Source organism: Paraburkholderia sp. BCC1884 (assembly GCF_900996225.1).
Lineage (GTDB): Bacteria > Pseudomonadota > Gammaproteobacteria > Burkholderiales > Burkholderiaceae > Paraburkholderia.
In genome coordinates this window covers 453,341-479,118 of the sequence record NZ_CAAJGL010000090.1, presented here as the reverse complement: position 1 = coordinate 479,118, position 25,778 = coordinate 453,341, and the positions used below count along the sequence as shown (strand labels likewise).

The 25,778-nt window shown below is 63.0% G+C and carries 25 protein-coding genes; 19 read left to right on the top strand and 6 right to left on the bottom strand.

The window, feature by feature from the left end:
• Positions 1-22: 22 nt before the first annotated feature.
• The 4 genes from FQ705_RS21010 (at position 23) to FQ705_RS20995 (ending at position 4,650) form a co-directional block, all read left to right on the top strand.
• Positions 23-1,297 (top strand): efflux RND transporter periplasmic adaptor subunit, encoded by a 1,275-nt coding sequence (locus FQ705_RS21010; RefSeq protein WP_144143964.1) that lies wholly within the window; start codon positions 23-25, stop codon positions 1,295-1,297.
• On the top strand, positions 1,294-2,814 hold the full coding sequence (locus tag FQ705_RS21005; RefSeq protein WP_144143963.1) for an efflux transporter outer membrane subunit: 1,521 nt from the start codon (positions 1,294-1,296) through the stop codon (positions 2,812-2,814). Before FQ705_RS21010 ends, FQ705_RS21005 begins: the two co-directional genes overlap by 4 nt.
• A 95-nt stretch (positions 2,815-2,909) precedes the next feature.
• Positions 2,910-4,199 (top strand): MFS transporter, encoded by a 1,290-nt coding sequence (locus FQ705_RS21000; RefSeq protein WP_144143962.1) that lies wholly within the window; start codon positions 2,910-2,912, stop codon positions 4,197-4,199.
• A gap of 265 nt (positions 4,200-4,464) precedes the next feature.
• Positions 4,465-4,650, top strand: coding sequence for a hypothetical protein (locus FQ705_RS20995; protein WP_144143961.1), 186 nt, complete (start codon positions 4,465-4,467; stop codon positions 4,648-4,650).
• 60 nt (positions 4,651-4,710) lie between these two features.
• On the opposite strand, the gene mgrA is transcribed toward FQ705_RS20995, so the two are convergent.
• A complete protein-coding gene (gene mgrA / locus FQ705_RS20990; RefSeq protein ID WP_144143960.1) occupies positions 4,711-5,754 on the bottom strand; it encodes an L-glyceraldehyde 3-phosphate reductase in 1,044 nt (347 codons plus the stop codon).
• Positions 5,755-5,971: 217 nt separating this feature from the next.
• On the opposite strand from mgrA, the gene FQ705_RS20985 reads away from it, so the two are divergent.
• Positions 5,972-6,178 (top strand): DUF3185 family protein, encoded by a 207-nt coding sequence (locus FQ705_RS20985; RefSeq protein ID WP_144143959.1) that lies wholly within the window; start codon positions 5,972-5,974, stop codon positions 6,176-6,178.
• 16 nt (positions 6,179-6,194) lie between these two features.
• On the opposite strand, the gene FQ705_RS20980 is transcribed toward FQ705_RS20985, so the two are convergent.
• Positions 6,195-6,956 carry a phytanoyl-CoA dioxygenase family protein gene (locus tag FQ705_RS20980; RefSeq protein WP_144143958.1) on the bottom strand — a complete coding sequence of 254 codons (762 nt, stop codon included), beginning with the start codon at positions 6,954-6,956 and terminating at the stop codon, positions 6,195-6,197.
• Positions 6,957-7,417: 461 nt separating this feature from the next.
• Between FQ705_RS20980 and FQ705_RS20975 the strand changes: the two genes are divergently transcribed.
• Positions 7,418-7,789: a hypothetical protein gene (locus tag FQ705_RS20975; RefSeq protein WP_144143957.1), complete on the top strand. Its 372-nt coding sequence runs from the start codon at positions 7,418-7,420 to the stop codon at positions 7,787-7,789.
• Positions 7,790-7,877: 88 nt separating this feature from the next.
• Here the strand turns inward: FQ705_RS20975 and metK are convergent, their stop codons facing one another.
• Entirely contained in the window at positions 7,878-9,068 is a 1,191-nt protein-coding gene (gene metK, locus FQ705_RS20970; RefSeq protein WP_144143956.1) for a methionine adenosyltransferase, read from the bottom strand.
• 276 nt (positions 9,069-9,344) lie between these two features.
• On the opposite strand from metK, the gene FQ705_RS20965 reads away from it, so the two are divergent.
• From FQ705_RS20965 to hslU, 9 genes are all read left to right on the top strand, one after another.
• The gene (locus FQ705_RS20965; protein WP_144143955.1) at positions 9,345-10,229 is read left to right on the top strand and encodes a lipid A biosynthesis lauroyl acyltransferase; all 885 of its coding nucleotides are present in this window, start codon (positions 9,345-9,347) and stop codon (positions 10,227-10,229) included.
• A gap of 91 nt (positions 10,230-10,320) precedes the next feature.
• Entirely contained in the window at positions 10,321-11,184 is an 864-nt protein-coding gene (dapF, locus tag FQ705_RS20960; protein WP_144143954.1) for a diaminopimelate epimerase, read from the top strand.
• Between the two features lie 104 nt (positions 11,185-11,288).
• On the top strand, positions 11,289-11,996 hold the full coding sequence (locus FQ705_RS20955; protein ID WP_144143953.1) for a DUF484 family protein: 708 nt from the start codon (positions 11,289-11,291) through the stop codon (positions 11,994-11,996).
• 50 nt (positions 11,997-12,046) lie between these two features.
• Entirely contained in the window at positions 12,047-12,970 is a 924-nt protein-coding gene (gene xerC, locus FQ705_RS20950) for a tyrosine recombinase XerC (RefSeq protein WP_144143952.1), read from the top strand.
• A 90-nt stretch (positions 12,971-13,060) separates the two neighbouring features.
• On the top strand, positions 13,061-14,263 hold the full coding sequence (locus tag FQ705_RS20945) for a class I SAM-dependent rRNA methyltransferase (protein ID WP_144143951.1): 1,203 nt from the start codon (positions 13,061-13,063) through the stop codon (positions 14,261-14,263).
• Between the two features lie 187 nt (positions 14,264-14,450).
• A complete protein-coding gene (locus tag FQ705_RS20940; protein ID WP_144143950.1) occupies positions 14,451-15,545 on the top strand; it encodes a CobW family GTP-binding protein in 1,095 nt (364 codons plus the stop codon).
• A gap of 663 nt (positions 15,546-16,208) precedes the next feature.
• Complete coding sequence (dksA, locus tag FQ705_RS20935; protein ID WP_035554081.1) at positions 16,209-16,628, top strand: RNA polymerase-binding protein DksA; 420 nt, start codon at positions 16,209-16,211, stop codon at positions 16,626-16,628.
• Positions 16,629-16,952: 324 nt separating this feature from the next.
• Complete coding sequence (gene hslV / locus FQ705_RS20930; protein ID WP_144143949.1) at positions 16,953-17,489, top strand: ATP-dependent protease subunit HslV; 537 nt, start codon at positions 16,953-16,955, stop codon at positions 17,487-17,489.
• 9 nt (positions 17,490-17,498) lie between these two features.
• Positions 17,499-18,845 (top strand): ATP-dependent protease ATPase subunit HslU, encoded by a 1,347-nt coding sequence (hslU, locus tag FQ705_RS20925; RefSeq protein ID WP_144143948.1) that lies wholly within the window; start codon positions 17,499-17,501, stop codon positions 18,843-18,845.
• Between the two features lie 86 nt (positions 18,846-18,931).
• On the opposite strand, the gene FQ705_RS20920 is transcribed toward hslU, so the two are convergent.
• Positions 18,932-19,474 (bottom strand): response regulator transcription factor, encoded by a 543-nt coding sequence (locus FQ705_RS20920; RefSeq protein ID WP_144143947.1) that lies wholly within the window; start codon positions 19,472-19,474, stop codon positions 18,932-18,934.
• Positions 19,471-20,781 carry an ATP-binding protein gene (locus FQ705_RS20915; RefSeq protein WP_144143946.1) on the bottom strand — a complete coding sequence of 437 codons (1,311 nt, stop codon included), beginning with the start codon at positions 20,779-20,781 and terminating at the stop codon, positions 19,471-19,473. Before FQ705_RS20915 ends, FQ705_RS20920 begins: the two co-directional genes overlap by 4 nt.
• Positions 20,782-20,873: 92 nt before the next feature.
• Here FQ705_RS20915 and FQ705_RS20910 point away from each other — a divergent pair, with 92 nt between their 5' ends.
• Positions 20,874-22,520 carry a tetratricopeptide repeat protein gene (locus FQ705_RS20910; protein WP_144143945.1) on the top strand — a complete coding sequence of 549 codons (1,647 nt, stop codon included), beginning with the start codon at positions 20,874-20,876 and terminating at the stop codon, positions 22,518-22,520.
• Between the two features lie 90 nt (positions 22,521-22,610).
• Here the strand turns inward: FQ705_RS20910 and FQ705_RS20905 are convergent, their stop codons facing one another.
• The gene (locus tag FQ705_RS20905; RefSeq protein WP_144143944.1) at positions 22,611-22,835 is read right to left on the bottom strand and encodes a cysteine-rich CWC family protein; all 225 of its coding nucleotides are present in this window, start codon (positions 22,833-22,835) and stop codon (positions 22,611-22,613) included.
• 267 nt (positions 22,836-23,102) lie between these two features.
• Between FQ705_RS20905 and argB the strand changes: the two genes are divergently transcribed.
• The 3 genes from argB to slmA all read left to right on the top strand — a co-directional run bounded on the left by argB (position 23,103) and on the right by slmA (position 25,682).
• Positions 23,103-24,002 (top strand): acetylglutamate kinase, encoded by a 900-nt coding sequence (gene argB / locus FQ705_RS20900; RefSeq protein ID WP_144143943.1) that lies wholly within the window; start codon positions 23,103-23,105, stop codon positions 24,000-24,002.
• 211 nt (positions 24,003-24,213) lie between these two features.
• Positions 24,214-24,981 (top strand): HAD-IA family hydrolase, encoded by a 768-nt coding sequence (locus FQ705_RS20895; RefSeq protein ID WP_144143942.1) that lies wholly within the window; start codon positions 24,214-24,216, stop codon positions 24,979-24,981.
• 2 nt (positions 24,982-24,983) lie between these two features.
• Positions 24,984-25,682 carry a nucleoid occlusion factor SlmA gene (gene slmA / locus FQ705_RS20890; RefSeq protein WP_144143941.1) on the top strand — a complete coding sequence of 233 codons (699 nt, stop codon included), beginning with the start codon at positions 24,984-24,986 and terminating at the stop codon, positions 25,680-25,682.
• The last annotated feature ends 96 nt before the right edge of the window (positions 25,683-25,778 follow it).

The window sequence follows — 25,778 nt, the reverse complement described above, 5'->3', positions numbered from 1 at the left end:
GCTTCTTCACAGGGGAAGTTTGATGGAAGGACAACGTCCAGACGGTTCCGGCGCGGCACGCGATCCAGCCAGCACGAGGCGTGCACGCCTGATCGGCCTCGCGGTGGCGGTCGTCGTCATTGCACTCGCGGCGCAAGGCATCTGGTCGCGACATGACGCGCACGCGGCGCTCGAACGCGATGCCGAACATGCGAGCCAGACGAGCGTGGAAGTCGTGCGGCCGCAGAAGTCGACAGCCGGGCTCGATCTCGTGCTGCCCGGCAACGTGCAGGCCTTTCTCGACACGCCGATCTACGCACGCACCAACGGTTATCTGAAGAAGTGGTACGCGGACATCGGCGCACACGTGAAAAGCGGGCAATTGCTCGCGGAAATCGACACGCCCGAAGTGGACGATCAACTACGCGCCGCCCGCGCCGATCTCGCCAATGCCGACGCCAACTACGCGCTCGCGAAAAGCACCGCCGACCGCTGGACGGAGATGCTGAAGAGCAAATCGGTCTCGACGCAGGAAACCGACGAGAAGGTCGGCGACATGCTCGCGAAGAAAGGCACGCTCGATGCCGCGCGCTTCAACGTGGCGCGCCTCGAGAAAACGCAATCGTTCCAGAAGGTCTACGCGCCGTTCGACGGCATCGTGACCGCGCGCAACGTCGATGTCGGCGCGCTGATCGACGCGGGCAGTTCGGGCGGACCGGCGAAGGAGCTGTTTCACGTCGCGCAGGCGGATCGGCTGCGGGTCTACGTGAACGTGCCGCAGGCCTATGCACTGCAGGTGCGGGCGCAGCAGACCGCGTTTTTGACGCTGACCGAAATGCCGTCCAGACATTATCCGGGGACCGTGGCGCGCACGGCAGGCGCCGTCGATCAACAACAGCGGACCATGCTGGTCGAAGTCGATGTCGACAATCGCAACGGCGATTTGCTGCCGGGCGCTTATGCGCAAGTGCATTTCGCGTTGGGCACGGGCGCGGCGCCGTTCACGCTGCCGGGCAACGCGTTTCTGTTTCGCCCGGACGGCGTGAAAGTCGCGACCGTCGATGCGCAGCGTAAGGTGAAGCTGCTGCCGGTTTCGCTGGGCACGGACTTCGGCACGCGCGTAGCGGTCGCGTCTGGATTGCAGGGCGATGAGCAGGTGATTCTGAACCCGCAGGATTCGATCGTCGATGGCGCGCCGGTGCGGATCGTGCCGCGCAAGGCGCAGGGTGACGCGAGTGCCGCGGGTGCCTCTGGTGCAACGGCTGCTTCCAGTGCTGCGGCGGGTGGCGCCAGCACCGCCGCCGGGAGTTCGCCATGACGGCGCCGACGTCACGTCGCGCGACGGTGCTGGTGCGCATCTCGTCGCGCGCCTCGACATTCGTGCTCGCCACGGCTTGCACGCTCACCGCTTGCACCGTCGGCCCCGACTACGTCAAGCCGCCTACCTCCACGGCGGCGACCTACAAGGAACTTCAGGGCACCAGCTGGATTCCCGCACAGCCCGCCGACTCGCTCGCGCGTGGCGCGTGGTGGAGCGTCTACGCCGACCCGTCGCTCGACGCGCTCGAACAGCAGGTGGCGCAATCCAATCAGAACGTCCACGCCGCCGAAGCCCGCTTTCGCGCGGCACGCGCGACCGTCGCACAATATCGCTCGAGCTACTTCCCACTGGTGAGCGCGAACGGCGGCTATTCACGCGCACGAAGCTCGGAAAACGTGCTGCACAAATCGACCGCCGGCCTCACGCTGAACGACTATCTGGTGCAAGCCGACGCCTCCTGGGAACCCGACTTATGGGGCCGCGTATCGCGTAGTGTCGAAGGTGCGAAAGCCGAGGCCCAGGCGAGCGCCGCCGACGTACAAGCCGCGCTGCTGTCGATGCAGGCCGAACTCGCCACCGACTACTTCGAACTGCGCGGCATCGATCAGGAGCGTCAGCTTCTCGACGACACGATCCAGGCCTACAAGGAAGCGCTCGACCTCACGCAGCATCGCTACACGGGCGGCATCGCCACCGACGCCGACGTTGCCCAGGCGCAGACGCAACTGAAAACCACTCAGACGCAAGCGCTCGATCTCGGCGTTCAACGCGCGCAGCTCGAACACGCGATCGCGATCCTGATCGGCCAGACGCCCTCCACGTTTTCGCTGCCGGTCGCCCCGCTTACTGCCGTGCCGGTGGTGGCATCGGCCGGCGTGCCGTCGGCGCTGCTCGAACGACGCCCCGACATCGCCGCAGCCGAGCGGCACGTCGCCGATATGAACGCGCAAATCGGCGTGGCAACGGCGGCCTTCTTCCCGAACCTGATCCTGTCGGTAACCGGTGGCCTCGAAGCGACCAACTATAGCCAATGGCTGCTGGCGCCGAGCCGGCTCTGGTCGCTCGGGCCGACGCTGGCGGGCACGCTGCTCGACTTCGGCGGACGCGCCTCCGTGAAAGAGCAGGCCCGCGCGCACTACGACGAAAGCGTCGCGCAATACCGGCAGACGGTGCTCAACGCGTTCGGCGAAGTCGAAGACAACCTCGCCGCGTTGCGCGTGCTGGAACAGGAAGCCGTCGCACAGGACGACGCCGTGTCCGCCGCTCGGCGCTCGCTCGCGGTCGTGTCGAATCGCTACAAAAACGGCGCGATCACTTATCTGGACGTCGTCGTCGCGCAAACCACGGCGCTCACCAACGAGCGCAACGCTGTTTCGATCGCGCGTCGGCGGATGGCGGCGAGCGTCGCGCTGATCAAGGCGGTGGGCGGCGGCTGGGATGCATCGACGCTGCCCAGCGATGAGCAGATCGTGCATCCGGATACGTCTGCCAGCGAGGCCGCCGCGCATGGGTAGTGTGTCCTGCAGGACGACACATGCCGACCTGGCGGCGTTTTTTCAGCGTATCCTTAACTCGTTTGAGCCACCTCGCGCTTCTCAAGGAGATTTTCGTGACCGCGCCGCCGGAATCCAGCCGGACCGCTGCTTCAGCTGTTCCTTCTTCCTCTGCCTCTTTCGCCGCATCCCCCGTGTCTGACGTCCCCGATATTCCCTACCTCGAACGCGGCTCGCGTGCTTACTGGCGCGCCAGCATCGCGCTGCTGTTCGCGGGTTACGCCACCTTCTCGCTGCTGTACTGCGTGCAGCCCCTGTTGCCGTCCTTCTCCGCCGCGTTCGACGTGACGCCTGCGCAAAGCAGCCTGTCGCTTTCGCTGACCACGGCCGCGCTCGCGCTGGCGGTTTTCATCGCGGGATTTGTCTCGGAAGGCTGGAGCCGTCACAAGCTGATGACCTTGTCGCTCACCTTGTCGGCCTTGCTGACCATCGGTGTGTCGATCAGCCCGAATTGGCACGAACTGCTCGTGCTGCGAACGCTCGAAGGTCTCGCGCTAGGCGGCGTCCCCGCCGTCGCGATGGCGTATCTCGCAGAGGAAGTGCACCCCGAAGGCCTGGGTCTCGCGATGGGCCTGTATGTCGGCGGGACGGCGATCGGCGGGATGGCGGGGCGCGTGATCACGGGCGTCGTCGCGGATCTGTTTTCGTGGCGCATGGCGATCGGCACGATCGGCGTGCTCGGGATTCTGTCGATGCTCGCGTTTCGCGCCTTGCTGCCGCCGTCTCGCCATTTCGTGCCGCGACGCGGGCTTGGCTTCAGGCATCATCGCAGCGCGCTGCTCAAGCAATTCACGCGACCCGGACTGCCTTTGCTGTTCCTGCTCGGCTTCGTGCTGATGGGCAGCTTCGTCACGTTATACAACTACCTCGGTTATCGCCTGCTCGCGCCGCCCTATCAATTGAGTCAGACGGAGATCGGCGCGATCTTCGTCGTGTATCTGACGGGCGTGGTCGCCTCGCCGTGGTCGGGACGCATGGCCGATAGCTTCGGCCGCGCGCGTGTTCTGATCGCCAGCCTGCTGCTGATGGCGTTCGGCCTCGCGCTCACGCTGCTGCATCCACTGACCGCGATCGCGGCCGGTATCGCGTGTGTGACGTTCGGCTTCTTCGCCGGGCACTCGGTCGCGAGCGGCTGGGTCGGACGCCTCGCCGGGGAAGCGAAAGGCCAGGCCGCCGCGCTCTATCTGTTGGCGTACTACATCGGCTCGAGCGTGGTGGGTTCGTACGGCGGTCACGTCTGGGCTGGCTACGGGTGGAGCGGCGTCGCGGTGTTGGTGGCCGCGTTGCTGGCAACCGGCTTGCTGGCTGCCATGCGATTACGTGCGCGTGAACAGACCGCGATGTGAGCCACGAGTCATCGCGCATCGAACAGGCGAAAAAAGTAAGGCGGACGTAAGCGAACGCTTCACTCTTTTTGTCCCAATTGTTGCAACGCGACAATCGCGGCGGCCCTTTTCACACCGGCTTCAGCGGCTTGCGAATAGCCGCTGCGGCGCCGCAAACCGCCGCCACGCCGATCTAACCGTCTCCTATACTCAAATCGAGCGCTAGCGGTGCATGACTCCATAAATCGAGCCGCCGCCCGCGCCTGAAATACACACGGAGACAAAGATGACGACCTACTTCACGATCAGCGATTTCATCCTGGTGATCCCGATGGCGCTGGCTGGCGCGCTATTCGTCGGTGCGCTTCCCTGCAAGACGGAATTGCGGCATAACGCGCTGCGGGTGCTAGGCGCATTGATCGGCGTGCTGTTCGCCGTCGTATTGGTCGAAGGTTTGCCGGCGCTCGTCTAGCAAAAAAAGAAGCCGCCTCATGGGCGGCTTCCTGTTTTCACGGGGCTGAGGTCGCGTCGATCAGATCGCCTGATCGGTCGACGGTTTTTCCCACAAGTTGATGCCACCTTCGGTCGCGTAACGATCGATCTCCGCGAGTTCGTCCTTCGAGAACGCGAGGTTCTTCAACGCGCCGACATTTTCGCGCACCTGGTCTGCACGGCTCGCACCGATCAGCACGGAGGTCACGCGCGGATCGCGCAGCGCCCAAGCCAGCGCCATCTGCGCAAGACTCTGTCCGCGACGTTGCGCAATGTCGTTCAGCTTGCGCACGTGCTCGATGTTTTGCGCGCTCAAATGCTCCTGCTTGAGCGACCCGCCGCCCGGCTTGTTGACGCGTGCGTCGGCCGGCACGCCGTTCAGATACTTACCGGTGAGCAGGCCCTGCGCGAGCGGCGTGAATGCAATGCTGCCCGTGCCGACCTGCTCCAGCGTGTCCAGCAATTCGTGCTCGATCCAGCGGTTGAGCATGTTGTACGCCGGTTGATGGATCAGCAGCGGCACCTTGTATTCGGCCAGCAGCTTTGCCATTTCGAGCGTCTTCGCAGCCGAGTAGGACGAGATGCCGATGTACAGCGCCTTGCCTTGTTGCACGGCCGTCGCCAGCGCACCCGCGGTTTCTTCGAGCGGCGTGTCGGCGTCGAAACGATGCGAATAGAAAATATCGACGTAGTCCAGACCCATGCGTTGCAGGCTCTGATCGAGACTCGCGAGTACGTACTTGCGCGAGCCGCCGCCCTGACCGTACGGACCCGGCCACATGTCCCAACCGGCTTTCGACGAAATCAGCAGTTCGTCGCGATACGGTTTGAAGTCGTCTTTGAAGAGGCGGCCGAAGTTGGTTTCGGCACTGCCGTACGGCGGCCCGTAGTTGTTGGCGAGGTCGAAGTGCGTGATGCCCAGGTCGAAGGCCGTGCGCAGAATGTCGCGCTGCGTGGAGATCGGCGTGGTGTCGCCGAAGTTGTGCCACAGACCGAGCGAGAGCGCCGGCAGTTTGAGACCCGACTTGCCGCAGACGCGGTATTGCATGTCCGAATAGCGTTCTGAAGCTGCTTCGTAAGCCATTGCTAGTGTCCTTGATGGTGAGGTCGCCCGACGCATGACGGGCGTTGCGCAATCACAGTTGCAAGAGGCGGGCGGCCGTATGTTTATCGGTGTAAGTCGGCAGCCAGTCCGCTATGTTAGCCAATCGACGCGATGCATGCAGACGCCCAGTATGCGGGATGGACGATCGCCAACGGCTCCCCTACACTCTGCCCGACTCAAACTCGTGGAGGGATAGATGGCGAAGGCGATTTCAATCGCGCTGATCGTGGGCGGCGTCATGCTGTTGTACTTCGGTGGTCAGGCATTCAACTCGGTGAGCAGCGACGTGTCGCGCGTCTTCACCGGTTCGCCGACCAACAAGGCGATCATGCTGATCGTGGGTGGCGTCATCGCGACGATTGCCGGGCTGACCGGCATCGCGCTGTCGGGACGCAAACGGTGAAGCGAAGCGTCGGACGTTAAAACGCCACCTCGGGCTTGGCGGCCGAGCGGGTGCCGGGTAATGGCACGTTGCTCGCGCCGTGGTAGGTGTAGACCAGCGAAAACTTCACCTGATCGCTAAGGTTCTTGCCGGCCGAATGCAGCGTATTGCAATGGAAGAACACCACGTCGCCAGCCTTGAGTTCGGGCGACACCGCAGTGCGAATCCACGCCTGATTCTCCTCGAGATCCGAGCGAAAAAATTTCGATTCGTCGAATCGATCGGACGTAAAAGGGGCGCTGTGCGACTTCGGCACCAGCCAGAGCGCGCCGTTGTCGACCGTTTCCGGGCCGAGCGCGAGCCACACCGACACCAGATCGTCGCGTTCAAAGGACCAGTAACGCACGTCGCGATGCCAGCCGGTCAAGCTGCCGTAGGCCGGATGTTTGGTCATCATGCAGTTGTGGTGCGCGCGCGATAGGCGCGGCTCTTCACCGAAGTACAACTCCATCCAGCCGCGAATCTCAGGCGCGGTTGCCCACTGTGCGAACGCCGGATGACGCCCATACGCGTCCAGCAAACGCCTCACCGTCTGACCGCCGGGCGCATGCCTGGAACTCGGCGCGCCTGGATACTTCAGATCCGCTTCGAATTCGATCGGCGTGGCCGCTTCTTCCAGTTGGCGCTGCGCAATCTGTTTCAGTTCGACGCAACGCTCGGGCGACACCAATCCGGGCACCACGACAAAGCCCTGCTCTCGCAACGTGTGAATCTGCTCTTTCTTCGAATGAAGTGACATGGTGTTCCGTGACTTTCGACTAGCTGGTGTCCGATTGTAAAACGGGCGCGATCGCGCTGCGCGCAGTTTCACCGCTACGGCCGAGTCGTCGCATGGAGCACGGCTTCATGCGCAATACTGAATTGTGCGGCACGATCAATGGGCAGGGACGCACGATAATCGCGCGTCCTGCGTGCGGGCCGGATAGCTTGCACCACTTATCGACCCCGTAAACCCGTATTCGCAGGGTAAAAACCGACTTTCTGACGTCACGAATCACGTGTAGCCTGCTCGCATGTTGATCGCACCTCCCGCATTTTTGCGCCGCGCGCAGGCCGCCAAGGCCGTCCCCGCCGGTGTTCATGCTTTTTCCAGACGAATTACAGGCTCCCGCGCCGTCCTTTGCGACCTCGCCATTGGCACACTTGGTGCTGCTATTGGCGCACATTCCCTCGCGCGACACGCTGCCTACTTGTGAAGCCATGCATACTCTTCTGAGCACCCGTCTTACCCGCGCCGCGCTGAAAGCGGCGCGTCCCGCGCGCCGCCATGTCGTGCGCGCCCTGCGTCACCACGCCACGCGCACGCGCGCCATGGGCGAACAATGGCGCGATGCCAAAGCCGTCGACGGCATTCGCACCTGGTTCCATACGTTTTTCTCCGCTTTGCGTCTGCATGGTTCGCGCCGCTTCTCGTTGCGCACACTATTGCGTAAGCCGACGCCGCTGCGTTTGAACGCCGCTCAGCGCGCACCGGTCGCCGCGCCGCAGAATACGAGCCGCCGTCCGCGTCGCATGTCGACGAACGGCAGCACTGGCTGGTTCGCTTTTGCGTTCGCGTTCGCCGGCCGTTAAGCGACGTCTAACGCCAGGCCCATAAAAAAACCCCGCCCGGCTTGCGCCGGCGGGGTTTTTTGCTAAAGCTTTAGCGGACTACGCGGGCTTATTCTGCCAACGCAGCAACCGGTTCCGTGCCGGCGGCTTCGGCGAGTGCCAGAGCCTTGTCCGTGGCTTCCCACGTGAATTCCGGCTCTTCGCGGCCGAAGTGACCGTATGCAGCGCTCTTCTCGTAGATCGGACGCAGCAGGTCGAGCATCTGGATGATGCCCTTCGGACGCAGGTCGAAATGCTCCTGCACCAGACGCGTGATGGTCGCATCCGACACGCGGCCCGTGCCGAACGTGTTGACCATGACCGACGTCGGCTGTGCCACGCCGATTGCGTACGACACCTGGATCAGGCAGCGCTCGGCCAAACCTGCCGCGACGATGTTCTTGGCGACGTAACGGCCGGCATAAGCCGCCGAACGGTCCACCTTCGACGGATCCTTGCCCGAGAACGCGCCGCCGCCGTGCGGTGCCGCGCCGCCGTACGTATCGACGATGATCTTGCGGCCGGTCAAACCGCAATCGCCTTGCGGGCCACCGATCACGAAACGGCCGGTCGGGTTCACCAGGAACTTGATATCGCCCTTGATCAGGTCGGCCGGCAGGGTCGGCTTGATGACTTCTTCGATCACCGCTTCGCGCAGCGTCTCGAGATCGATGTCCGGCGAATGCTGCGTGGACAGCACGACCGTGTCGATCGCGTGCGGCTTGCCGTCGACGTAACGCACGGTGACTTGCGACTTTGCATCCGGACGCAGCCAGGGCAGACGGCCATCGCGGCGCAGATTGGCCTGACGCTCGACCAGACGGTGCGACAGGTGAATCGGCAGCGGCATCAGTTCCGGCGTTTCCTGGCACGCGTAACCGAACATCAGGCCCTGGTCGCCAGCGCCTTGGTCGAGGTTGTTGTCGTGCGCGCGGTCCACGCCTTGAGCGATGTCCGGCGATTGCTTGTCGTACGCGACGAGCACCGCGCAGCCGCGGTAGTCGATGCCGTAGTCGGTGTTGTCGTAGCCGATGCGCTTGATCGTATTGCGCGCGACCTGAATGTAATCGACGTTCGCGGTGGTGGTGATTTCACCGGCCAGCACGACCAGACCCGTGTTGCACAGCGTTTCAGCTGCGACTCGCGAGTACTTGTCCTGCTCGAGGATGGCGTCGAGGATAGCGTCCGAAATCTGATCCGCGACTTTGTCGGGATGGCCTTCGGAGACGGATTCGGAAGTGAAGAGATAGTCGTTTGCCACGTTGCAGACTCCTTTGATGTGGTTACGGTGAGTTTCACGTAGCCAGCTCCGGGAGCCCTGAAGCGGCGACGCTTTAGCGGTTTACCTTGCCAACGGGCGCATATCGCGTGGATTGCGCCTGCCAGCTTCGCCCCGCAAGTTGTCTATTAACTCGGCGAAGCCCTTATTATAGCGACTTCCTAAGATTGTCACAGAGTGTCCACGAGTGCGGTATTACGTCAACTTTTCCGCTTTCCTTAAAGCAGCCTCGCGCCGCGCATCTTTTAAGGGGATGGCATGCTGAGCCGTTACGCCACCAAACTTGCCATCGCGCTGCTGAAATTATTCGCGCTGCTGCCCTACGGCTTCGTCGCCCGTCTTGGCGACGGCCTTGGCTGGTTGCTTTATCAGCTGCCCAGTGGGCGTAAGCGCATTGTCCATATCAACCTGAAACTGTGCTTCCCCGAATGGAGCGACGAACGTCGCGAAGATGTTGCCCAGCGGCACTTCCGGCATGCTATCCGCAGCTACCTGGAGCGCAGCGTCCAGTGGTTCGGCTCCGCGAAGAAGCTCGAGAAGCTGATCGAGGTCGACAGCGAGGTCGATCTGTTAGATCCGGACATGCCGCCTACGCTGCTGCTCGGCTTTCACTTCGTCGGTATCGAAGCCGGATCGATCTTCATCAACTACTCGCTCAGGCGCCAATGCGGCTCGCTGTATCAGCCGATGTCGAACCCCGAACTCGAGGAAGTCGCCAAAAGCGCGCGCTCCCGCTTCGGCGCCGACATGGCGAGCCGCGCCGACAGCGCGCGCGTGGTGCTGCGCTGGCTACGCGATCGCAAGCCGGTCATGCTCGGCGCGGACATGGACTATGGCGCGCGCAACTCCACTTTCGTGCCCTTTTTCGGCGTGCCAACCTGCACGCTGACCGCCGTGGGCCGTCTGGCCAAGGTCGGCCACGCGCAGGTACTGCCGTTCATCGGCGAAGTGCTGCCGAACTACAAGGGTTACCGTCTGAAGGTGTTCAAGCCGTGGGAGAACTACCCAACCGGCGACGACGAAGCAGACGCGCGGCGGATGAACGCCTTCCTCGAAGAGAAGATTCTGCTGATGCCCGAGCAGTACTACTGGGTCCACAAGCGCTTCAAGACCCGGCCGCCGGGCGAGCCGAGCGTGTATTGAGCGGCCCTCGCGCGCGGCCTGCCAGAGAGAGTCGAACGCCAAAATATTGCGCCACCGGCTCAGCCGGGGGCGCGTCACTTACAATAGCGCGATGAACCTGAAATTCACCAAAATGCACGGCGCGGGCAACGACTTTGTCGTGCTCGACGGCTACACCCAACCGGTCAACCTGACGCCGGCGCAGGTGCGCGCGCTCGCCGACCGGCATTTCGGCGTCGGCGCGGACCAGTTGCTGCTGGTCGAGAAGCCCACCGTGGATGGTGTCGATTTCAGATATCGCATCTTCAATTGCGACGGTGGCGAGGTCGAGCATTGCGGCAACGGCGCGCGCTGCTTCGTGAAATTCGTGCGCGATCGCGGCCTGACCGATCAGCGCAGCGTGCGCGTGCAAGTGCAAAACGGCACCATCACGCTGACCATGCAGGACAACGGTGAAGTGCTGGTCGACATGGGCGCGCCGGTGTTCGACCCGGCTCGCGTGCCATTCGCCACCAAAGGGCTCGAAGGGCGCCGCGAAGGCGCCGATACGCTGTGGCCGCTGGACGTGAACGGCACGACCCGGTGGATTTCGGTGGTGTCGATGGGCAATCCGCACGCCGTGCAGGTGGTCGACGACGTCGAAGCGTTCCCGGTGCTGGTGGAAGGCCCGGTGATCGAACGCCACGCGCGTTTTCCGCAGCGGGTGAACGCGGGCTTCATGCAGATCGTCGGGCGCAGCGAGATCAAGCTGCGCGTCTACGAACGAGGCGCCGGTGAAACCCTGGCGTGCGGCACGGGCGCATGCGCCGCCGTGGCGGCCGGCATCCGGCGCGGACTGCTGGACACGCCGGTGCTGGTGCACACGCATGGCGGCAAGCTGACAATCTCGTGGGACAGTACGCAGGAAAACGAGCCGCTGCTGATGGCCGGCCCCGCGGCAACCGTCTTCGAAGGCGAGATCGAACTGGCCGACTGATTGGCCGATCTACTGGCCGCACTTGGGCCACTTGATCGAACGCTTAAACTCATTGACCGATGCGCCGCCCAAAGGCGTCGCCCCGTAGTCCTTTAGCCGAAACCATGAACGATCGCGAAGTCGCCGAATACCTGCTCGCCAATCCTGAATTCTTCGCCGAACACGCGGAAATGCTCGCGACCATCCGGCTCGCCAATCCGCACGGCAAAGCCGCGGTGTCGCTGCAGGAACGGCAGATGGAAATGCTGCGCGACAAGAACAAGATCCTCGAACGCCGTCTGGCCGAACTGCTGCGCTACGGTCACGAGAACGACAGCATCGCCTCGAAATTCAATCGCTGGACTATTCGTGTCCTGGCCGAGCGCGATGCGTATGCGCTGCCGCGCACGATCGCGGGCGGCCTGCTCGAGATTTTCGACGTGCCGCAAGCCGCGCTGCGCGTGTGGGACGTCGCCGAGCCCTACGCTCAGGCCGACTTCTCGCGCCATGTCGGCGAGGAAGTGCGGATCTTCGCCAACAGCCTGACCGCACCGTATTGCGGCGCGAACACCGGCTTCGAGGCCGCGCAATGGCTGATTCCGGCGGCAGCGAGCGAGGACGGCGCGGCGTCAGGCGAATCGGCGCATGTGACTGAATCGATCGCCTTGCTCGCGTTGCGCGATCCCGAGGGCAAGGAAGAAGCGTCCGCGTTCGGTCTGCTGGTGATGGGCTCGGCCGACGCGCGCCGCTTCCATGACGGCATGGCCACCGATTTCCTCACGCAGATCGGCGCGCTGGCCAGCGCCGCGCTGAGCCGCCTGCTGCCGCGCTGAACCGCGCGCGACGCAGCGATTACGCCGCACCAGCCGCCCACCGAGCGATCGTGACCGAAGCCGACCCGATTCCCGCGTACCTGTCGAATCTCGAACACGAGCGTCGGCTGTCGGCGCATACGCTGCGCGGCTACACGCATGAACTGGAACAACTCCGCTTGCTGGCCAAGGGCCGGCCGCTGCAAAGCCTGACTGCCGTCGACATTCGCGGCGCCGTCTCGCGCGCGCATGCGGGTGGTCTGACGGCGCGTTCGATCAGCCATCGCTTGTCGGCGTGGCGGGCGTTTTACCGTTGGCTGGCCGGCCGCGTCGACCTGCCGGCTAATCCGGTCGCCACCGTGCGTGCGCCGAAGCAGGCCAAGCCGCTGCCCAAGGCGCTCTCCGTGGACGACGCCACACGCCTGATGGACAGCCCGCCGCCAGCGTCGCTCGAAGGTTTGCGCGATCACGCGATGCTGGAGTTGTTCTACTCGTCGGGGCTGCGTTTGTCGGAGTTGGTCGGCTTGGACGCCCGTTTCGCCGATGCCGACGGCTATCGCTCCGCCGGCTGGCTCAAGCTGGATTCCGCCGAAGTCGAAGTGCTCGGCAAGGGCAACCGGCGCCGCATCGTACCGGTCGGCAGCAAGGCGCTGACGGCGCTGAACGCTTGGCTCGCGGTACGCGACCAGATGGTGAAACACGATCCACATCCGCTCTTTCTGTCGTCGCGCGGCAATCGCCTCTCGCCGAACGTGGTGCGGGATCGCGTGAAGCGGGCGGCGCTCGCGGCCGGCATTCCCGCCAACGTGCATCCGCACGTGTTGCGGCATTCGTTCGCCACGCATGTGCTGCAATCGAGCGGCGATCTGCGCGCCGTGCAGGAATTGCTCGGCCATGCCAGCATCACCGCCACGCAGGTTTATACCGCGCTCGATTTCCAGCATCTCGCGCAGGTCTACGATCAGGCGCATCCGCGCGCCAAAAAACGCGACTGACGCCGCCTGTCCGGCGGCTCGCAGTCTCCGGTTCCGCTTCACCCGCCGCGCGCGTCTTGCCGCGCGGCCCAAAGCTTTCCAGACACCCAGATGAATATCGTTACGCTCAAACCGTCGAAAGAAAAATCGCTGCTGCGCCGCCATCCGTGGGTCTACGCCAACGCGATCGACCGCATCGACGGTAATCCGGCTCCCGGCGCGACCGTGCTGGTGCGCGCGCACGACGGCCGGTTCCTCGCACGCGCCGCTTACAGCCCGCATTCGCAGATCCGTGCGCGCGTGTGGAGCTTCGATGAAAGCGAGCCGATCGATCACGCGTTCTTCAAGCGCCGCGTGCAGCGCGCGCTCGCGCATCGCCAAACGATGGTCCACGACACCGGCGCAGTGCGGCTGATTTTCGGCGAAGCGGACGGCCTGCCCGGCCTGATCGTCGACTACTACGTCGCCGAGGATGAAGGTCAGCGCAGCCAGGTCGTCTGCCAGTTCATGGCGGCGGGCGTCGAGGCGTGGAAAGAAGCGATCGTCGCCGCGCTGGTCGACGCGACCGGCTGCCCGAACGTCTACGAACGCTCGGACGTGTCGATCCGCCAGAAGGAAGGGCTCGAGCAGACCGTTGGCGTATTGGCGGGCGAAGCGCCGTCAGAAGCACTGATCGCCAGCGAAAACGGCGTCCGCTATCACGTCGACGTGCTCAACGGTCACAAAACCGGCTTCTACGTCGATCAACGCGACAACCGACTGCTGGTGCAGCAGCTCGCGCAGGACCGCGAGGTGCTGAACTGCTTCTGCTACACCGGCGGCTTTTCGCTGGCGGCGCTGAAAGGCGGCGCAAAACGCGTGGTGTCGATCGATTCGTCCGGCGATGCGCTGGCCATCGCCCAGCAGAATGTGGCGGCCAATGGTTTCGATGCCGAACTCGCCAGCTGGCTCGACGCCGATGCGTTCAAAACCCTGCGTCGCCTGTACGACGACGGCGAGCGCTTCGACCTGGTGGTGCTCGATCCGCCGAAGTTTGCGCCGTCGAAAGAACACGTGGACCGGGCTTCGCGCGCCTACAAGGACATCAATCTGACCGGCCTGAAGCTGCTGCGCCCGGGCGGCCTGCTGTTCACCTACTCGTGTTCCGGCGCGATCGACTCCGAACTGTTCCAGAAGATCGTTTCCAGCGCAGCCGCCGACGCCCGCGTGGATGCGCGGATTCTCAAGCGCCTCGGCGCCGGGGTGGATCACCCGTTGCTGACCGCTTTCCCGGAAGGCGAATACCTGAAGGGCCTGCTGTTGCAAATCGCCTGATCGCCCATAGATTGAGGGTTATTTCGCGCGTCGGCGGTACGGGCGAAGACGGGCTCGAGCCGTTCGCCAGCAACGGCTCGACAGATATGATTCAATAACCGGCTACGCCGGGCTGTGCGCCATCCGGCTGCCGCGCCCGATTTAGCGCTTCGATTACGCACGTTTCACGAACATACAGGCGACCCACATGATCCCAGTCACCATCCTGACCGGCTTTCTCGGCAGCGGCAAAACCACCCTGCTCAAGCGCATCCTGAATGAAAAGCACGGCATGAAGATCGCCGTGATCGAGAACGAGTTCGGTGAAGAGAACATCGACAACGAAATTCTCGTGCAGGACACGACCGAGCAGATCATCCAGATGAGCAACGGTTGTATCTGCTGCACGATTCGCGGCGACCTGTCGCGCGTGCTGTCCGATCTGGCCGCGCAGAAACAATCGGGCACGCTGGATTTCGACCACGTCGTGATCGAAACGACCGGCCTCGCAAATCCGGGCCCCGTCGCGCAAACGTTCTTCATGGACGACCAGATCGCCAACGAATTCCTGCTCGACGCGATCATCACGCTGATCGACGCGAAGCACGTCAATCACCAGTTGGACGAGCACGAAGTGGTGCAGCGCCAGGTCGGTTTCGCCGACCGCCTGTTCATCACCAAGGCCGATCTGGTCGACGACAAGCACATGGACGCGCTACGCCACCGCTTGCTGCACATGAACCCGCGCGCGGCGATCAAGGTCGTCAATTTCGGCGAAGCGGACATCAAGGAAATCTTCGATCTGCGCGGCTTCAATCTGAATTCGAAGCTCGAAATCGATCCCGACTTCCTCGCTGAAGACGAACACGCGCACAGCCACGCTCACGCCCACGACGAGCACGGCCACACCCACGCGGATCACGACCACGCCGATTGCGATCACGACCACGGCAAGTGCGATCACGAAGGCCACGATCACGCGCACCACCACCACGCGCACCACGACGACAAGATCAAGTCGTTCGTCTACCGCAACGATCGCCCGTTCGATCCGAACAAGCTGGAAGACTTCTTGGGCGGCATCCTGCAGATTTACGGCGAACGCCTGCTGCGCTACAAGGGCGTGCTGTACATGAAGGGCGTCGATCGCAAAGTCGTGTTCCAGGGCGTGCATCAGATGATGGGCAGCGATCTGGCCGCGAAATGGCAGCCGATCGAGAAGAAGACCAACAAGATGGTGTTCATCGGCATCGAACTGCCGCAAGACCTGATCACTGACGGTCTCGACGCCTGCCTTGCTTGAGCGCGCCGCCACCCTGCCGTGCCGTTTTCACCCATTACGGTGGCTGCGGCACGCGTCATGCTGCAGCGCTTAAAATCGCACGCCGTTCGCTCAGCGTGAATCGGTAATTGTCTGCTGAATACGCGCGGATCACTGCCGAAAGCTGGGTGAAATGTCGTGCGTGTGAAAAGCGCGTGAAAACCCTGCTGTATTAAAGCGTGCACGACCATCGCTTTTTGGTCGTGCGCGCGTTATATTTTCGGGATATCGGCGCGCCGCAGGGGGATTTTTACTAGTTGCGGTGGCGGATTGTGATTCAGTTACAATACGTGCCCACTGGAGAATGACAACGAATTGCCCGGTCAGCGCGTATCCCGCGCCGGGCCTGACACGGCGCCGGAAAATCTTGTCCGGACAATACGCCGAGAATGCCGGTTGGCTTTGCCTGAAAAGCACGCAACCGGCAAGCAATGCCTCAGGAGCATTTGGGATTCGGTTTCCAGAGGAGTTCGGCCCCGCATTGGCGTTGCGACGCCCGGCGTGTGGGCGCCAGGCGCTTCGGCGTCACGACAGTCCACCGTCCGTGCCTGCCTTGCGCTTCGCGCCTTCAAGGCGCCTTTGCGGGCAATACGAAAGTGCGGGCACTATGTAAGAGTTTTGCCTCACATTGAAGAAGTAAGCCAGATGACGACGAAACGACTCTTGACTGAAGCCGAAATCCTGAAGATGAGCGACAAGGATTACATGAATGCGGATCAGCTCGCCTTCTTCAAGAACAAGCTCGAACAGCTGCAAGCGGACATTCTCCGCAATGCCGGCCAGACGACCGAGAACCTGCGCGAAACTGTAATCGTGCCGGACCCGGCCGACCGTGCAACGATCGAGGAAGAGCATGCGCTCGAACTGCGCACGCGCGACCGCGAACGCAAGCTGCTGAAGAAGGTTCAGCAATCGATCGCGCGCATCGATTCCGGCGATTACGGCTGGTGCGAAGAAACCGGCGAGCCGATCGGCATTCCGCGTCTGCTCGCACGGCCCACGGCCACCCTGTCGCTCGAAGCGCAGGAACGCCGCGAACTGCGCCAGAAGCTGTTCGGCGACTGAACACCCGCGGCGCGGCTTCGGCTCCGCGCCCGTTAGGCTGCTTCGTTGAGAGGCGCACGGTGATCCGTGCGCCTTTTTTCTTTTGTACGGCGCTTTTTCCCTTCTTTCACCTTTCTGCGCGCCGCCTCGAATCCCGTGTTTTTTGTCCTATGCCTTTTGCCGGCTCTTGATATGACCGCGCACGCCCTAAAATAAACCGGACATGCGCAGTACGAGCGCGCGCTGGCCATTTCGGTTTGAGCGTCGCGCGCCGTCCGCTTTCAGGATTCATGCGGTAGCGCAGTGTGCTGCCGCGTCCTACCCGTTTTGCAAAGAGGAACGCATATGGAGCAATTTCACGGCACGACGATCGTCTCCGTGCGCCGCGGCGACAAGGTCGCGCTCGGCGGCGACGGCCAGGTGACGCTGGGCAACATCGTCATGAAAGGCGGTGCGAAGAAAGTCCGGCGCATCTATAACGGCAAGGTGCTGGTCGGCTTCGCCGGCGGCACGGCCGACGCCTTCTCGCTGCTCGACCGCTTCGAAGCGAAGCTGGAAAAACACCAGGGCAATCTCACGCGCGCGGCCGTCGAACTCGCCAAAGACTGGCGCACCGACCGCATGCTGCGCCGGCTCGAAGCCATGCTGATCGCAGCTGACGCCACCACGACCCTCGTCATCACCGGTAACGGCGACGTGCTCGACCCGGAAGGCGGCATCTGCGCAATCGGTTCAGGCGGCTCGTACGCGCAGGCTGCTGCGATCGCGCTGGCCCAGAACACCGACATGTCACCCCGCGAAATCGTGGAGAAGTCGCTGGAAATTGCCGGCGACATGTGTATCTACACGAACCACAACCGCGTCATCGAGACGATCGAGTAAGGACCCACGATGAGCACCATGACCCCTGCCGAGATCGTCTCGGAACTCGACAAACACATCATCGGCCAAGGCCGTGCGAAGAAAGCGGTTGCCGTGGCGCTGCGCAATCGCTGGCGGCGCCAGCAGGTCGAAGACCCGCTGCGTCAGGAAATCACGCCCAAGAACATTCTGATGATCGGACCGACCGGCGTCGGCAAAACCGAGATCGCGCGGCGTCTGGCAAAACTCGCGGATGCGCCATTCATCAAAATCGAAGCGACCAAGTTTACCGAAGTCGGCTACGTGGGCCGCGACGTGGACAGCATCGTGCGCGACCTGATCGAAATCTCGGTCAAACAGACGCGCGAAACGGAAATGCGCAAAGTGCGGACCAAGGCTGAAGACCAGGCCGAAGACCGCATCCTCGACATTCTTTTGCCGAGCGCGCGCCCAGTAGGATTCGGCGCAAGTTCGAGCGCGGCTGACACCGTCGACGAAGGCAGCACCACGCGCCACACATTCCGCAAGCGTCTGCGCGAAGGCTTGCTCGACGACAAGGAAATCGAACTCGACGTCGAACAGCCGCAAGCCGGCATGGACATCATGGGGCCGCCGGGCATGGAAGACATGACCGAGCAGATCCGTTCGATGTTCGCGAATATCGGCGGCGGCAAGAAAACGCGCCGCAAGCTGAAGGTAAAGGAAGCGCTAAAGGTTCTCACCGACGAAGAAGCCGGCAAGATGCTGAACGACGAAGAGGTCAAAGCCAAGGCCGTGCAGAACGTCGAGCAGAACGGCATCGTGTTCCTCGACGAGATCGACAAGATCGCGTCGCGCAATGAAGCCGGTGGTGGCGAGGTGTCACGTCAGGGTGTGCAGCGCGATCTGCTGCCGCTCGTCGAAGGCACCACGATCAACACCAAGTACGGCATGGTGAAGACCGACCACATCCTGTTCATCGCGAGTGGCGCGTTTCATCTGGCCAAGCCGAGCGATCTGATTCCGGAACTGCAAGGCCGCTTCCCGATTCGCGTCGAACTGGACTCACTTTCGGTGAACGACTTCGAATCGATCCTGGTCTCGACCGATGCCAGCCTCGTCAAGCAATATCAGGCGCTGCTCGCCACGGAAGACGTGCATCTGGAATTCGCACCGGACGGCATTCGTCGTCTCGCCGAGATCGCGTATTCGGTGAACGAGAAGACCGAGAACATCGGTGCGCGCCGTCTGTACACGGTGATCGAAAAGCTGCTCGAAGAAGTCTCGTTCGCGGCCGGCAATCATTCGGGCCGCACGGTGCAGATCGATGCGGCGTATGTCGATCGCGCATTGAACGAAGTCGCGGAAGACGAGGATCTGTCGCGCTACGTGCTGTGATGAATCTGGCCTGACGCAGATCGAATCTCAGGCGTAAAAAACGGGCTGCCCTTTATAAGGCAGCCCGTTTTCTTTTTCCTTCGCGCTTACTGTTTGACTGGCCGCTTCGCCAGCTTGCGCTGCAGCGTTCGACGATGCATGTTCAACGCCCGCGCCGTCGCCGAAATATTGCCGCCGTGCTCAGCGAGCACGCGTTGAATATGCTCCCACTCGAGGCGCGCAACCGACAAGGGCGTGGGATGCTCGATCGCCGCATCGGCTTGCAACGCGCTCGCCTCGCTTTGCAACGCGGACAGAATCGTCTCGACGTTAGCGGGCTTGGCCAGGTAATTGTCGGCGCCGTCTTTCACCGCCTGCACGGCGGTGGCGATGCTCGCGTAACCGGTCAGCACCAGCATGCGCGCGTCGGGTTGCAGATCGCGCAAAGGCGCGACGAGCGTGAGGCCGGAGTCGCTGCCGAGATGCAGATCCACCGTGATCTGGCTGAACTTTTGCTGGTTCGCGAGCTTGATGGCTTCGTCAGCGTTATGTGCTTCGCTCACGGTATAACCGCGCCGGGTCAAGCCACGGGCGAGGATGCCGGAGAACACCTCATCGTCGTCGATCACCAGAAAATTCATGTCGCTCATGCCTGTTTCTCCGTATTGGATGGTGCGGTGCCTTGACGGCCCGCGCCGGAAAATTTGCGCCCGGACAGCGGCAATTTCAGCACTGCACGTGTGCCGCGCGGCTTGATCGTGCTGGCGTCGGTCAGTTCGATCGATCCATTCAGACGCGCTGCCGCCGAAAACGCCAGATAAAGGCCCACACCATGTCCACCCTGCGTGCTTTCAACCGGCATCGCACCGAGTGAGCCGCGCAGCGTGGCCGGAATGCCGGGGCCCGCATCGCACACTTCGAACGCGATCTGGTCGCCGCGCGCCGTCAGCGCACAGGACAGCGTGACGTGATCCCGACTCGCACGTGCAGCGTTGTCGAGCAGAATCGTCAGAATCTGACTCACGGCAACCGTATCGTCAAGGCTGACCTCCGCGGGCGGCGCACCGATTCGCTCGAACTTCACATGCGGATGACGCAGCCTCCATTGCTCGCCAAACGATTCGAGCCATTCGCCTACCCGCTGACGGCGGGTGGTCGTCGATGCGCGACTGCGCAAGCGAGCCAGCGCCGACGTACACAGGCCCATCTGCTGTTCGAGCAACTCGATATCGGCGCTGTACGGCGCGAGTCCCTTGTCGGTACGAGCCGCGTCGCGCAATTCTTCGGACAGCATCGCGATTGTAGACAGAGGCGTGCCGATTTCGTGTGCGACAGTTGCGGCCTGCACCCCTAGCGCGACCGCCCGTTCGTCGTGAAGCAAGCGCTGCTGTGCGTCTCCGAGCGCTGCGTCACGTAGCCGCAGCGCCCGCGACATGCGTGCAACGAACCATGCAATCAGCCCGACGCTCACCATGAAGTTCACCCACATGCCGGCACGGTAGTAGTCGAACAGGTTGGCGGGATTGTCGAGATTCAACGGGACGGAGTCAAAGCCGAGCACGGCGTAGCAGGCCACGGCGAACGCCGCGAGCCAGATCATCAGACGCCAGGGCAACACGGCAGCAGCGATCGCGAGCGAAGGGAGATACAGCGAAACGAACGGATTGGTCGTGCCGCCGGAGAGAAACAGCAAAGCGGAGAGCGCGCCCAGATCGACCCAGATCTGGCCGAACAACTCCATGTTGGATTCCGGCCGCTGCTGCGACACACGCCACCAGGTGATGCCGTTGAAGATCACTTCGAGGCCGATCACCAGCAACATGGCGGGCAGGGGCAGGTGCACGCCGATGAATATCTGCACGAACGCGATGGTCATCAACTGACCGATGATCGCGAGACTGCGCAGCCAGAACAGATGACCGAGGTTGACGCGCCCGGTGTTGGTTATACGATGCATGACTTAATTTGCCTGTTCGGACTCGTCCGACTTACTGTGCAGCCTGGCGCCGCTAACATGGTATTTTTGCGACAGCATCGCGCATATCGACCATGCCACCTACTTCTACCTTTGATCGCGAAGCTGACATCTCTTCAGCTTTCCTCACTGTTCTGCGACATGCCGCCGCAGCCCGGCGCCATGGCACAGCGGAATCGGAAACCCAATGTTTCGACAGCGCGGCGCGACTCCACCCACTCGACGACGTGTCGCTCGACTCGCTCATCACCGCTTTGCTTGAACGACGCCGCCACGACGAAGCGATCGAACTCGCCGCCATTATTGCCCAACTCGATGCCCACCGCGCCGCTGCGCTATTTCGTCTCGGCTACGTGTTGCAGATGGCAGGCCGTCACGCCGAGGCCATTGCGCCTTACCGTCTCGCGCTGGCGATTGATCCTGCTCCGCCGAGGCTGCGCAACAACCTCGCCGGAGCACTGATGCTCACCAACGGCGACCCGGCTGAACAACTCGCCTTACTGGAAAGTGCCGTCCGCGATCAGCCGGACGACGCCGACGCATGGACCAATCTCGCTCACGCCTACCGCACGAGTATGGACTTGCAGCGTGCACTGGAAGCCGGCGCCAAGGCCGTGAAATGCGCGCCGCATAGCCCGCTGGCGCATAACAACTATGCGCTGGCACTGCGCGAAGCGCAACGCTGGAGCGAAGCGGAACAGGCCGCGCAAGCCGCTTGCGTGCTGGCGCCGCTGGACGCGACCATGCGCTCCAATCTTGCCATGCTGCAACTGGTGCGTGGCGACTACGTACATGGCTGGCCGTCGCATGAAGCGCGCTGGGAGGGCTCGCTGGAGCTGACCGGCAATCGCCCGGCGATGCCGGCGCCGACCTGGCATGGCGAACCGCTTGCGGGCAAGACGCTGCTCGTATGGGGCGAGCAAGGCATGGGCGACGTGCTGCAGTTCAGCCGCTATATCCCGATGCTGGCGCAACGGGTTCGTTGCGAGGGCGGGCGTCTTGCGTGGAACTCGTTCCCGCAAATGGGCGCGTTGCTCGAACGCAGCCTCGGCGGTCATGTCGACGATTACTCGGCGGGCGGTGGCGTTGAATCGTTGCCGCCGTTCGACTACGAGATTCCGTTGCTCAGCCTGCCTTTGCTGTTCAGCACGGGAGAGGAGAGCATTCCCTTTGCGGCGCAACCTTACTTGCATGCCGACGCGGCGGCCATCGAAGCCTGGCGGGAGCGGCTGGCCAGCGAGACGAGGCTCAAGGTCGGATTGACGTGGACCGGCAGCCATGGCCATCAGCGCAATCCCTTTCGGCGGATCGGCTGGGAACGTTATGCGGCGCACTTCGGCGGTATGCGAGATGTGGCTTTCTATTCGCTTCAGCCGGGCGCTGCGGCTGACGTGGCGGCCGCAAGAGCCGCGGGCTTAACGATGAGCGACTACACAGCCGAATTCACGAGCTTCGACGACACCGCCGCCTTTGTCGGCGCGCTAGATCTCGTCATTTCGGTTTGCACGTCGGCCGCTCATCTGAGTGGCGCGCTCGGACAGCGCACCTGGGTGCTACTCGACGTCAATCCTCACTGGGTCTGGCTGCTGGCGCGCCGCGACAGCCCGTGGTATCCGAGCGCCGAGCTTTACCGGCAGCCGCAATTCGGCCAATGGGAGCCGGTGCTCGAAGCTGTAGCGCGTGATCTGGGCGAACTCGCGGACGGGCACCGCACGAGGTAATGAGTCGATGCGTGTCGGCGTGTCGGCGCAACATGGCGCTGTCGGCCATTCGTTAGCGGGACGCCATCTGGCGATTCACTCGCCACCAATTCAACGCCGATCTCCTTCAGGTGGCGCCCGCACCGCCCGCGCAAGCTCCCCGGCGAGACATTCAGGACACAGGCAACGCCCAGCCGGATCCAGCCGCTCGGCCGGCAGCGTCGGCATTTCGCGGCACCAGCACTCGAACGGCTTCGCATGCATGCCGCAATCGAAGGCGTTGCCGCAGCGTGGACAGCGCGCGCTGCTGTCTGAATCGGAGGCAGACGGTTTCATGACGGCCTGGACCCTCTCCCGGAGGCATCGATCGGGAAATGATGCCACGACCGGCCGCGCGCCGGGAGTCGTCCGTTCGGCCAATTCACAGACGTCATCGAAGCGCGGTACGCTTGCCCTCGTCAACTGGCACCCGCGGCCTGTCATTGCGCAGTGCGCAATGCCCGTGGCGCCCAGCGCCCGCGCAGGTATCGAAAACCCTGTTGCAGCGCGCCAGTCCTGTACAATTCGCCCTGTTTTAACTGTTCCGTGCCTGAGCCTGCCGCCATGTCCGAGCTTCCCGACCTTTCGCAGATCGCGCCCACCCTGAAGGCTGAAATCCTGGCCGAGGCGCTGCCCTACATTCGCCAGTATCACGGTAAGACCGTGGTCATCAAATACGGCGGCAACGCCATGACGGAAGAGCGCCTGAAGCAAGGCTTCGCGCGCGACGTGATCCTGCTGAAGCTGGTCGGTATCAATCCGGTCATCGTCCACGGCGGCGGTCCGCAAATCGATCACGCGCTGAAAAAGATCGGCAAACAGGGCACGTTCATTCAGGGCATGCGCGTCACCGACGAAGAGACGATGGAAGTCGTCGAATGGGTGCTCGGCGGCGAAGTGCAGCAAGACATCGTCACGCTGATCAACCACTTCGGCGGCCACGCGGTCGGCCTCACGGGTAAAGACGGCGGCCTGATCCACGCACGCAAGATGCTGATGCCGGATCGCGACAATCCCGGCCAGTACGTCGACATCGGCCAGGTGGGCGAAGTCGAGGCGATCAACCCGGCAGTCGTGAAAGCGCTGCAGGACGACGCCTTCATTCCGGTGATCTCGCCGATCGGTTTCGGCGAAGACGGCCTGTCGTACAACATCAACGCGGATCTGGTCGCGGGCAAGCTGGCGGTGGTGCTGAACGCCGAAAAGCTCGTGATGATGACCAACATTCCCGGCGTGATGGATAAAGAAGGCAATCTGCTCACCGATCTGTCGGCCCGCGAAATCGACGGCCTGTTCGCCGACGGCACGATCTCCGGCGGCATGCTGCCGAAAATTTCGTCGGCGCTCGACGCAGCCAAGAGCGGGGTGCGCTCGGTGCACATCATCGACGGCCGCATCGAGCACTCGGTGCTGCTGGAAATTCTCACCGAACAACCGTTCGGCACGATGATCCGCTCGCATTGATTCCTGCCTCACACCCGGCATACATGGCACGTCCCACTGGCGCCGTGTATGCCGTCCGGTTGTCCGGTCACACGGCCGCCTCGCCCGGCGGCCGACAACGCGCCGCCACGGCGCGTCAGCAAGCTCTCCCCTCTCATACCGCCGCCCGCACCACGAACCGCTCGCGTTCGCTGCGTCACGCGACTGCTCGCGCCTAATGGCGCCCCTCCTCATGCGCACTCCTACTTCCCGACGCCGTCGTCCGCATATCGCCGGCGGCAGTCCGGTCTGGCTATTCGATCTCGACAACACGCTGCATCGGGCCTCGCACGCGATCTTTCCGGCCATCAATCAGGGCATGACGCAGTACATCGTCGACACCCTTGAAGTGGATATCGACGAAGCCAACCGCCTGCGCAGGGGCTACACGGAGCGCTACGGCGCGGCGCTGCTCGGTCTGACGCGCCATCATCCGCTCGATGGACACGACTTCCTGAAGGTCGTGCATACGTTCCCCGACCTCGGCTCGATGATTCGTCACGAACGCGGCGTCGCGCGCCTCGTCGCGGCCTTGCCGGGACGCAAAATCGTGCTGACCAACGCGCCCGAAGCCTATGCGCGTGCGGTGCTGGCGGAATTGCGCATCGAGCGGCTGTTCGAACAGGTGATCGCTATCGAACACATGCGCGACCGCCGCTTCTGGCGCGCCAAACCCGATCATGCGATGCTGCGTAAGGCGATGCGCGACGCCCACGTCGCGTTGAAAGACGTGATCCTCGTGGAGGACACGCGCTCGCATCTGAAGAACTACCGGCGGCTCGGCATCCGCACGGTGTGGATCACCGGTCATCTGCCGCGCAAGCCGCACGCCGACGGCGTGCCGACGCGCTTGCCGGGCACGGGCCGCCCGCACTATGTCGACCGGAGCATTCGTTCGTTAAAATCGTTGAGACTGGGCACCCGCTCGGTTCGATTGAAGGGACAGCAGACGGGACGGTAGCCATGCAGCCGATCGACAAGCCTGACCAGGTCTTAGCCGAACACGAAGCCACCTCAGCCGCCGAGCCCGACCTCGCGCCTACCCCACGCGCGCAACGCCTGAAACCGGGCGAGCGTCGCGTGCACATTCTCCAGACGCTCGCCGCGATGCTGGAAGCGCCCAAAAGCGAAAAAATCACCACGGCGGCGCTCGCCGCCCGGCTCGGCGTATCCGAGGCCGCGCTCTATCGCCATTTCGCCAGCAAGGCGCAAATGTTCGAAGGGCTGATCGAGTTCATCGAGCAGACCATTTTCGGGCTGATCAACCAGATCGCCGACAAGGAAAGCAACGGCGTGCTGCAAGCTCGCGCGATTGCGTTGATGCTGCTCAACTTCGCCGCCAAAAACCCCGGCATGACCCGCGTACTGACCTGCGAAGCGTTAGTCGGCGAGCACGAGCGGCTGACCGAACGGGTCAACCAGATGCTGGAGCGGGTCGAGGCATCGCTCAAGCAGTGTCTGCGATTGGGCGCGATGGAAGCCGATGGGTCGGCGACTGCGGGCTCAGCGCCGGTGCCTATTCCCGAGCATTACGATCCCGCCGTCCGGGCGAGCTTGCTGCTGAGCTACATCATCGGGCGCTGGCATCGCTATGTTCGAAGCGGCTTTACCCGCATGCCGGCCGAGCACGCCGACGCCCAACTAAGGCTGATTCTTCAGTAGTACGCGGCAAAGAGTGCATCTGGCGGTGCGAGCGCGATGCGCCCAGGCCTGTCCCGCCCGACGCTGTCACGCGACATTTTCCGCTATACTTTGCGC

Bases quoted from the DNA above. Each gene is read 5' to 3' on its own strand.
- FQ705_RS21010 (WP_144143964.1), top strand. From the start codon at position 23: ATGGAAGGACAACGTCCAGACGGTTCCGGCGCGGCACGCGATCCAGCC.
- FQ705_RS21005 (WP_144143963.1), top strand. From the start codon at position 1,294: ATGACGGCGCCGACGTCACGTCGCGCGACGGTGCTGGTGCGCATCTCG.
- FQ705_RS20995 (WP_144143961.1), top strand. From the start codon at position 4,465: ATGACGACCTACTTCACGATCAGCGATTTCATCCTGGTGATCCCGATG.
- mgrA (WP_144143960.1), bottom strand. From the start codon at position 5,754: ATGGCTTACGAAGCAGCTTCAGAACGCTATTCGGACATGCAATACCGC.
- FQ705_RS20985 (WP_144143959.1), top strand. From the start codon at position 5,972: ATGGCGAAGGCGATTTCAATCGCGCTGATCGTGGGCGGCGTCATGCTG.
- FQ705_RS20980 (WP_144143958.1), bottom strand. From the start codon at position 6,956: ATGTCACTTCATTCGAAGAAAGAGCAGATTCACACGTTGCGAGAGCAG.
- FQ705_RS20975 (WP_144143957.1), top strand. From the start codon at position 7,418: ATGCATACTCTTCTGAGCACCCGTCTTACCCGCGCCGCGCTGAAAGCG.
- FQ705_RS20965 (WP_144143955.1), top strand. From the start codon at position 9,345: ATGCTGAGCCGTTACGCCACCAAACTTGCCATCGCGCTGCTGAAATTA.
- dapF (WP_144143954.1), top strand. From the start codon at position 10,321: ATGAACCTGAAATTCACCAAAATGCACGGCGCGGGCAACGACTTTGTC.
- FQ705_RS20955 (WP_144143953.1), top strand. From the start codon at position 11,289: ATGAACGATCGCGAAGTCGCCGAATACCTGCTCGCCAATCCTGAATTC.
- FQ705_RS20945 (WP_144143951.1), top strand. From the start codon at position 13,061: ATGAATATCGTTACGCTCAAACCGTCGAAAGAAAAATCGCTGCTGCGC.
- FQ705_RS20940 (WP_144143950.1), top strand. From the start codon at position 14,451: ATGATCCCAGTCACCATCCTGACCGGCTTTCTCGGCAGCGGCAAAACC.
- dksA (WP_035554081.1), top strand. From the start codon at position 16,209: ATGACGACGAAACGACTCTTGACTGAAGCCGAAATCCTGAAGATGAGC.
- hslV (WP_144143949.1), top strand. From the start codon at position 16,953: ATGGAGCAATTTCACGGCACGACGATCGTCTCCGTGCGCCGCGGCGAC.
- hslU (WP_144143948.1), top strand. From the start codon at position 17,499: ATGAGCACCATGACCCCTGCCGAGATCGTCTCGGAACTCGACAAACAC.
- FQ705_RS20920 (WP_144143947.1), bottom strand. From the start codon at position 19,474: ATGAGCGACATGAATTTTCTGGTGATCGACGACGATGAGGTGTTCTCC.
- FQ705_RS20915 (WP_144143946.1), bottom strand. From the start codon at position 20,781: ATGCATCGTATAACCAACACCGGGCGCGTCAACCTCGGTCATCTGTTC.
- FQ705_RS20910 (WP_144143945.1), top strand. From the start codon at position 20,874: ATGCCACCTACTTCTACCTTTGATCGCGAAGCTGACATCTCTTCAGCT.
- FQ705_RS20905 (WP_144143944.1), bottom strand. From the start codon at position 22,835: ATGAAACCGTCTGCCTCCGATTCAGACAGCAGCGCGCGCTGTCCACGC.
- argB (WP_144143943.1), top strand. From the start codon at position 23,103: ATGTCCGAGCTTCCCGACCTTTCGCAGATCGCGCCCACCCTGAAGGCT.
- FQ705_RS20895 (WP_144143942.1), top strand. From the start codon at position 24,214: ATGCGCACTCCTACTTCCCGACGCCGTCGTCCGCATATCGCCGGCGGC.
- slmA (WP_144143941.1), top strand. From the start codon at position 24,984: ATGCAGCCGATCGACAAGCCTGACCAGGTCTTAGCCGAACACGAAGCC.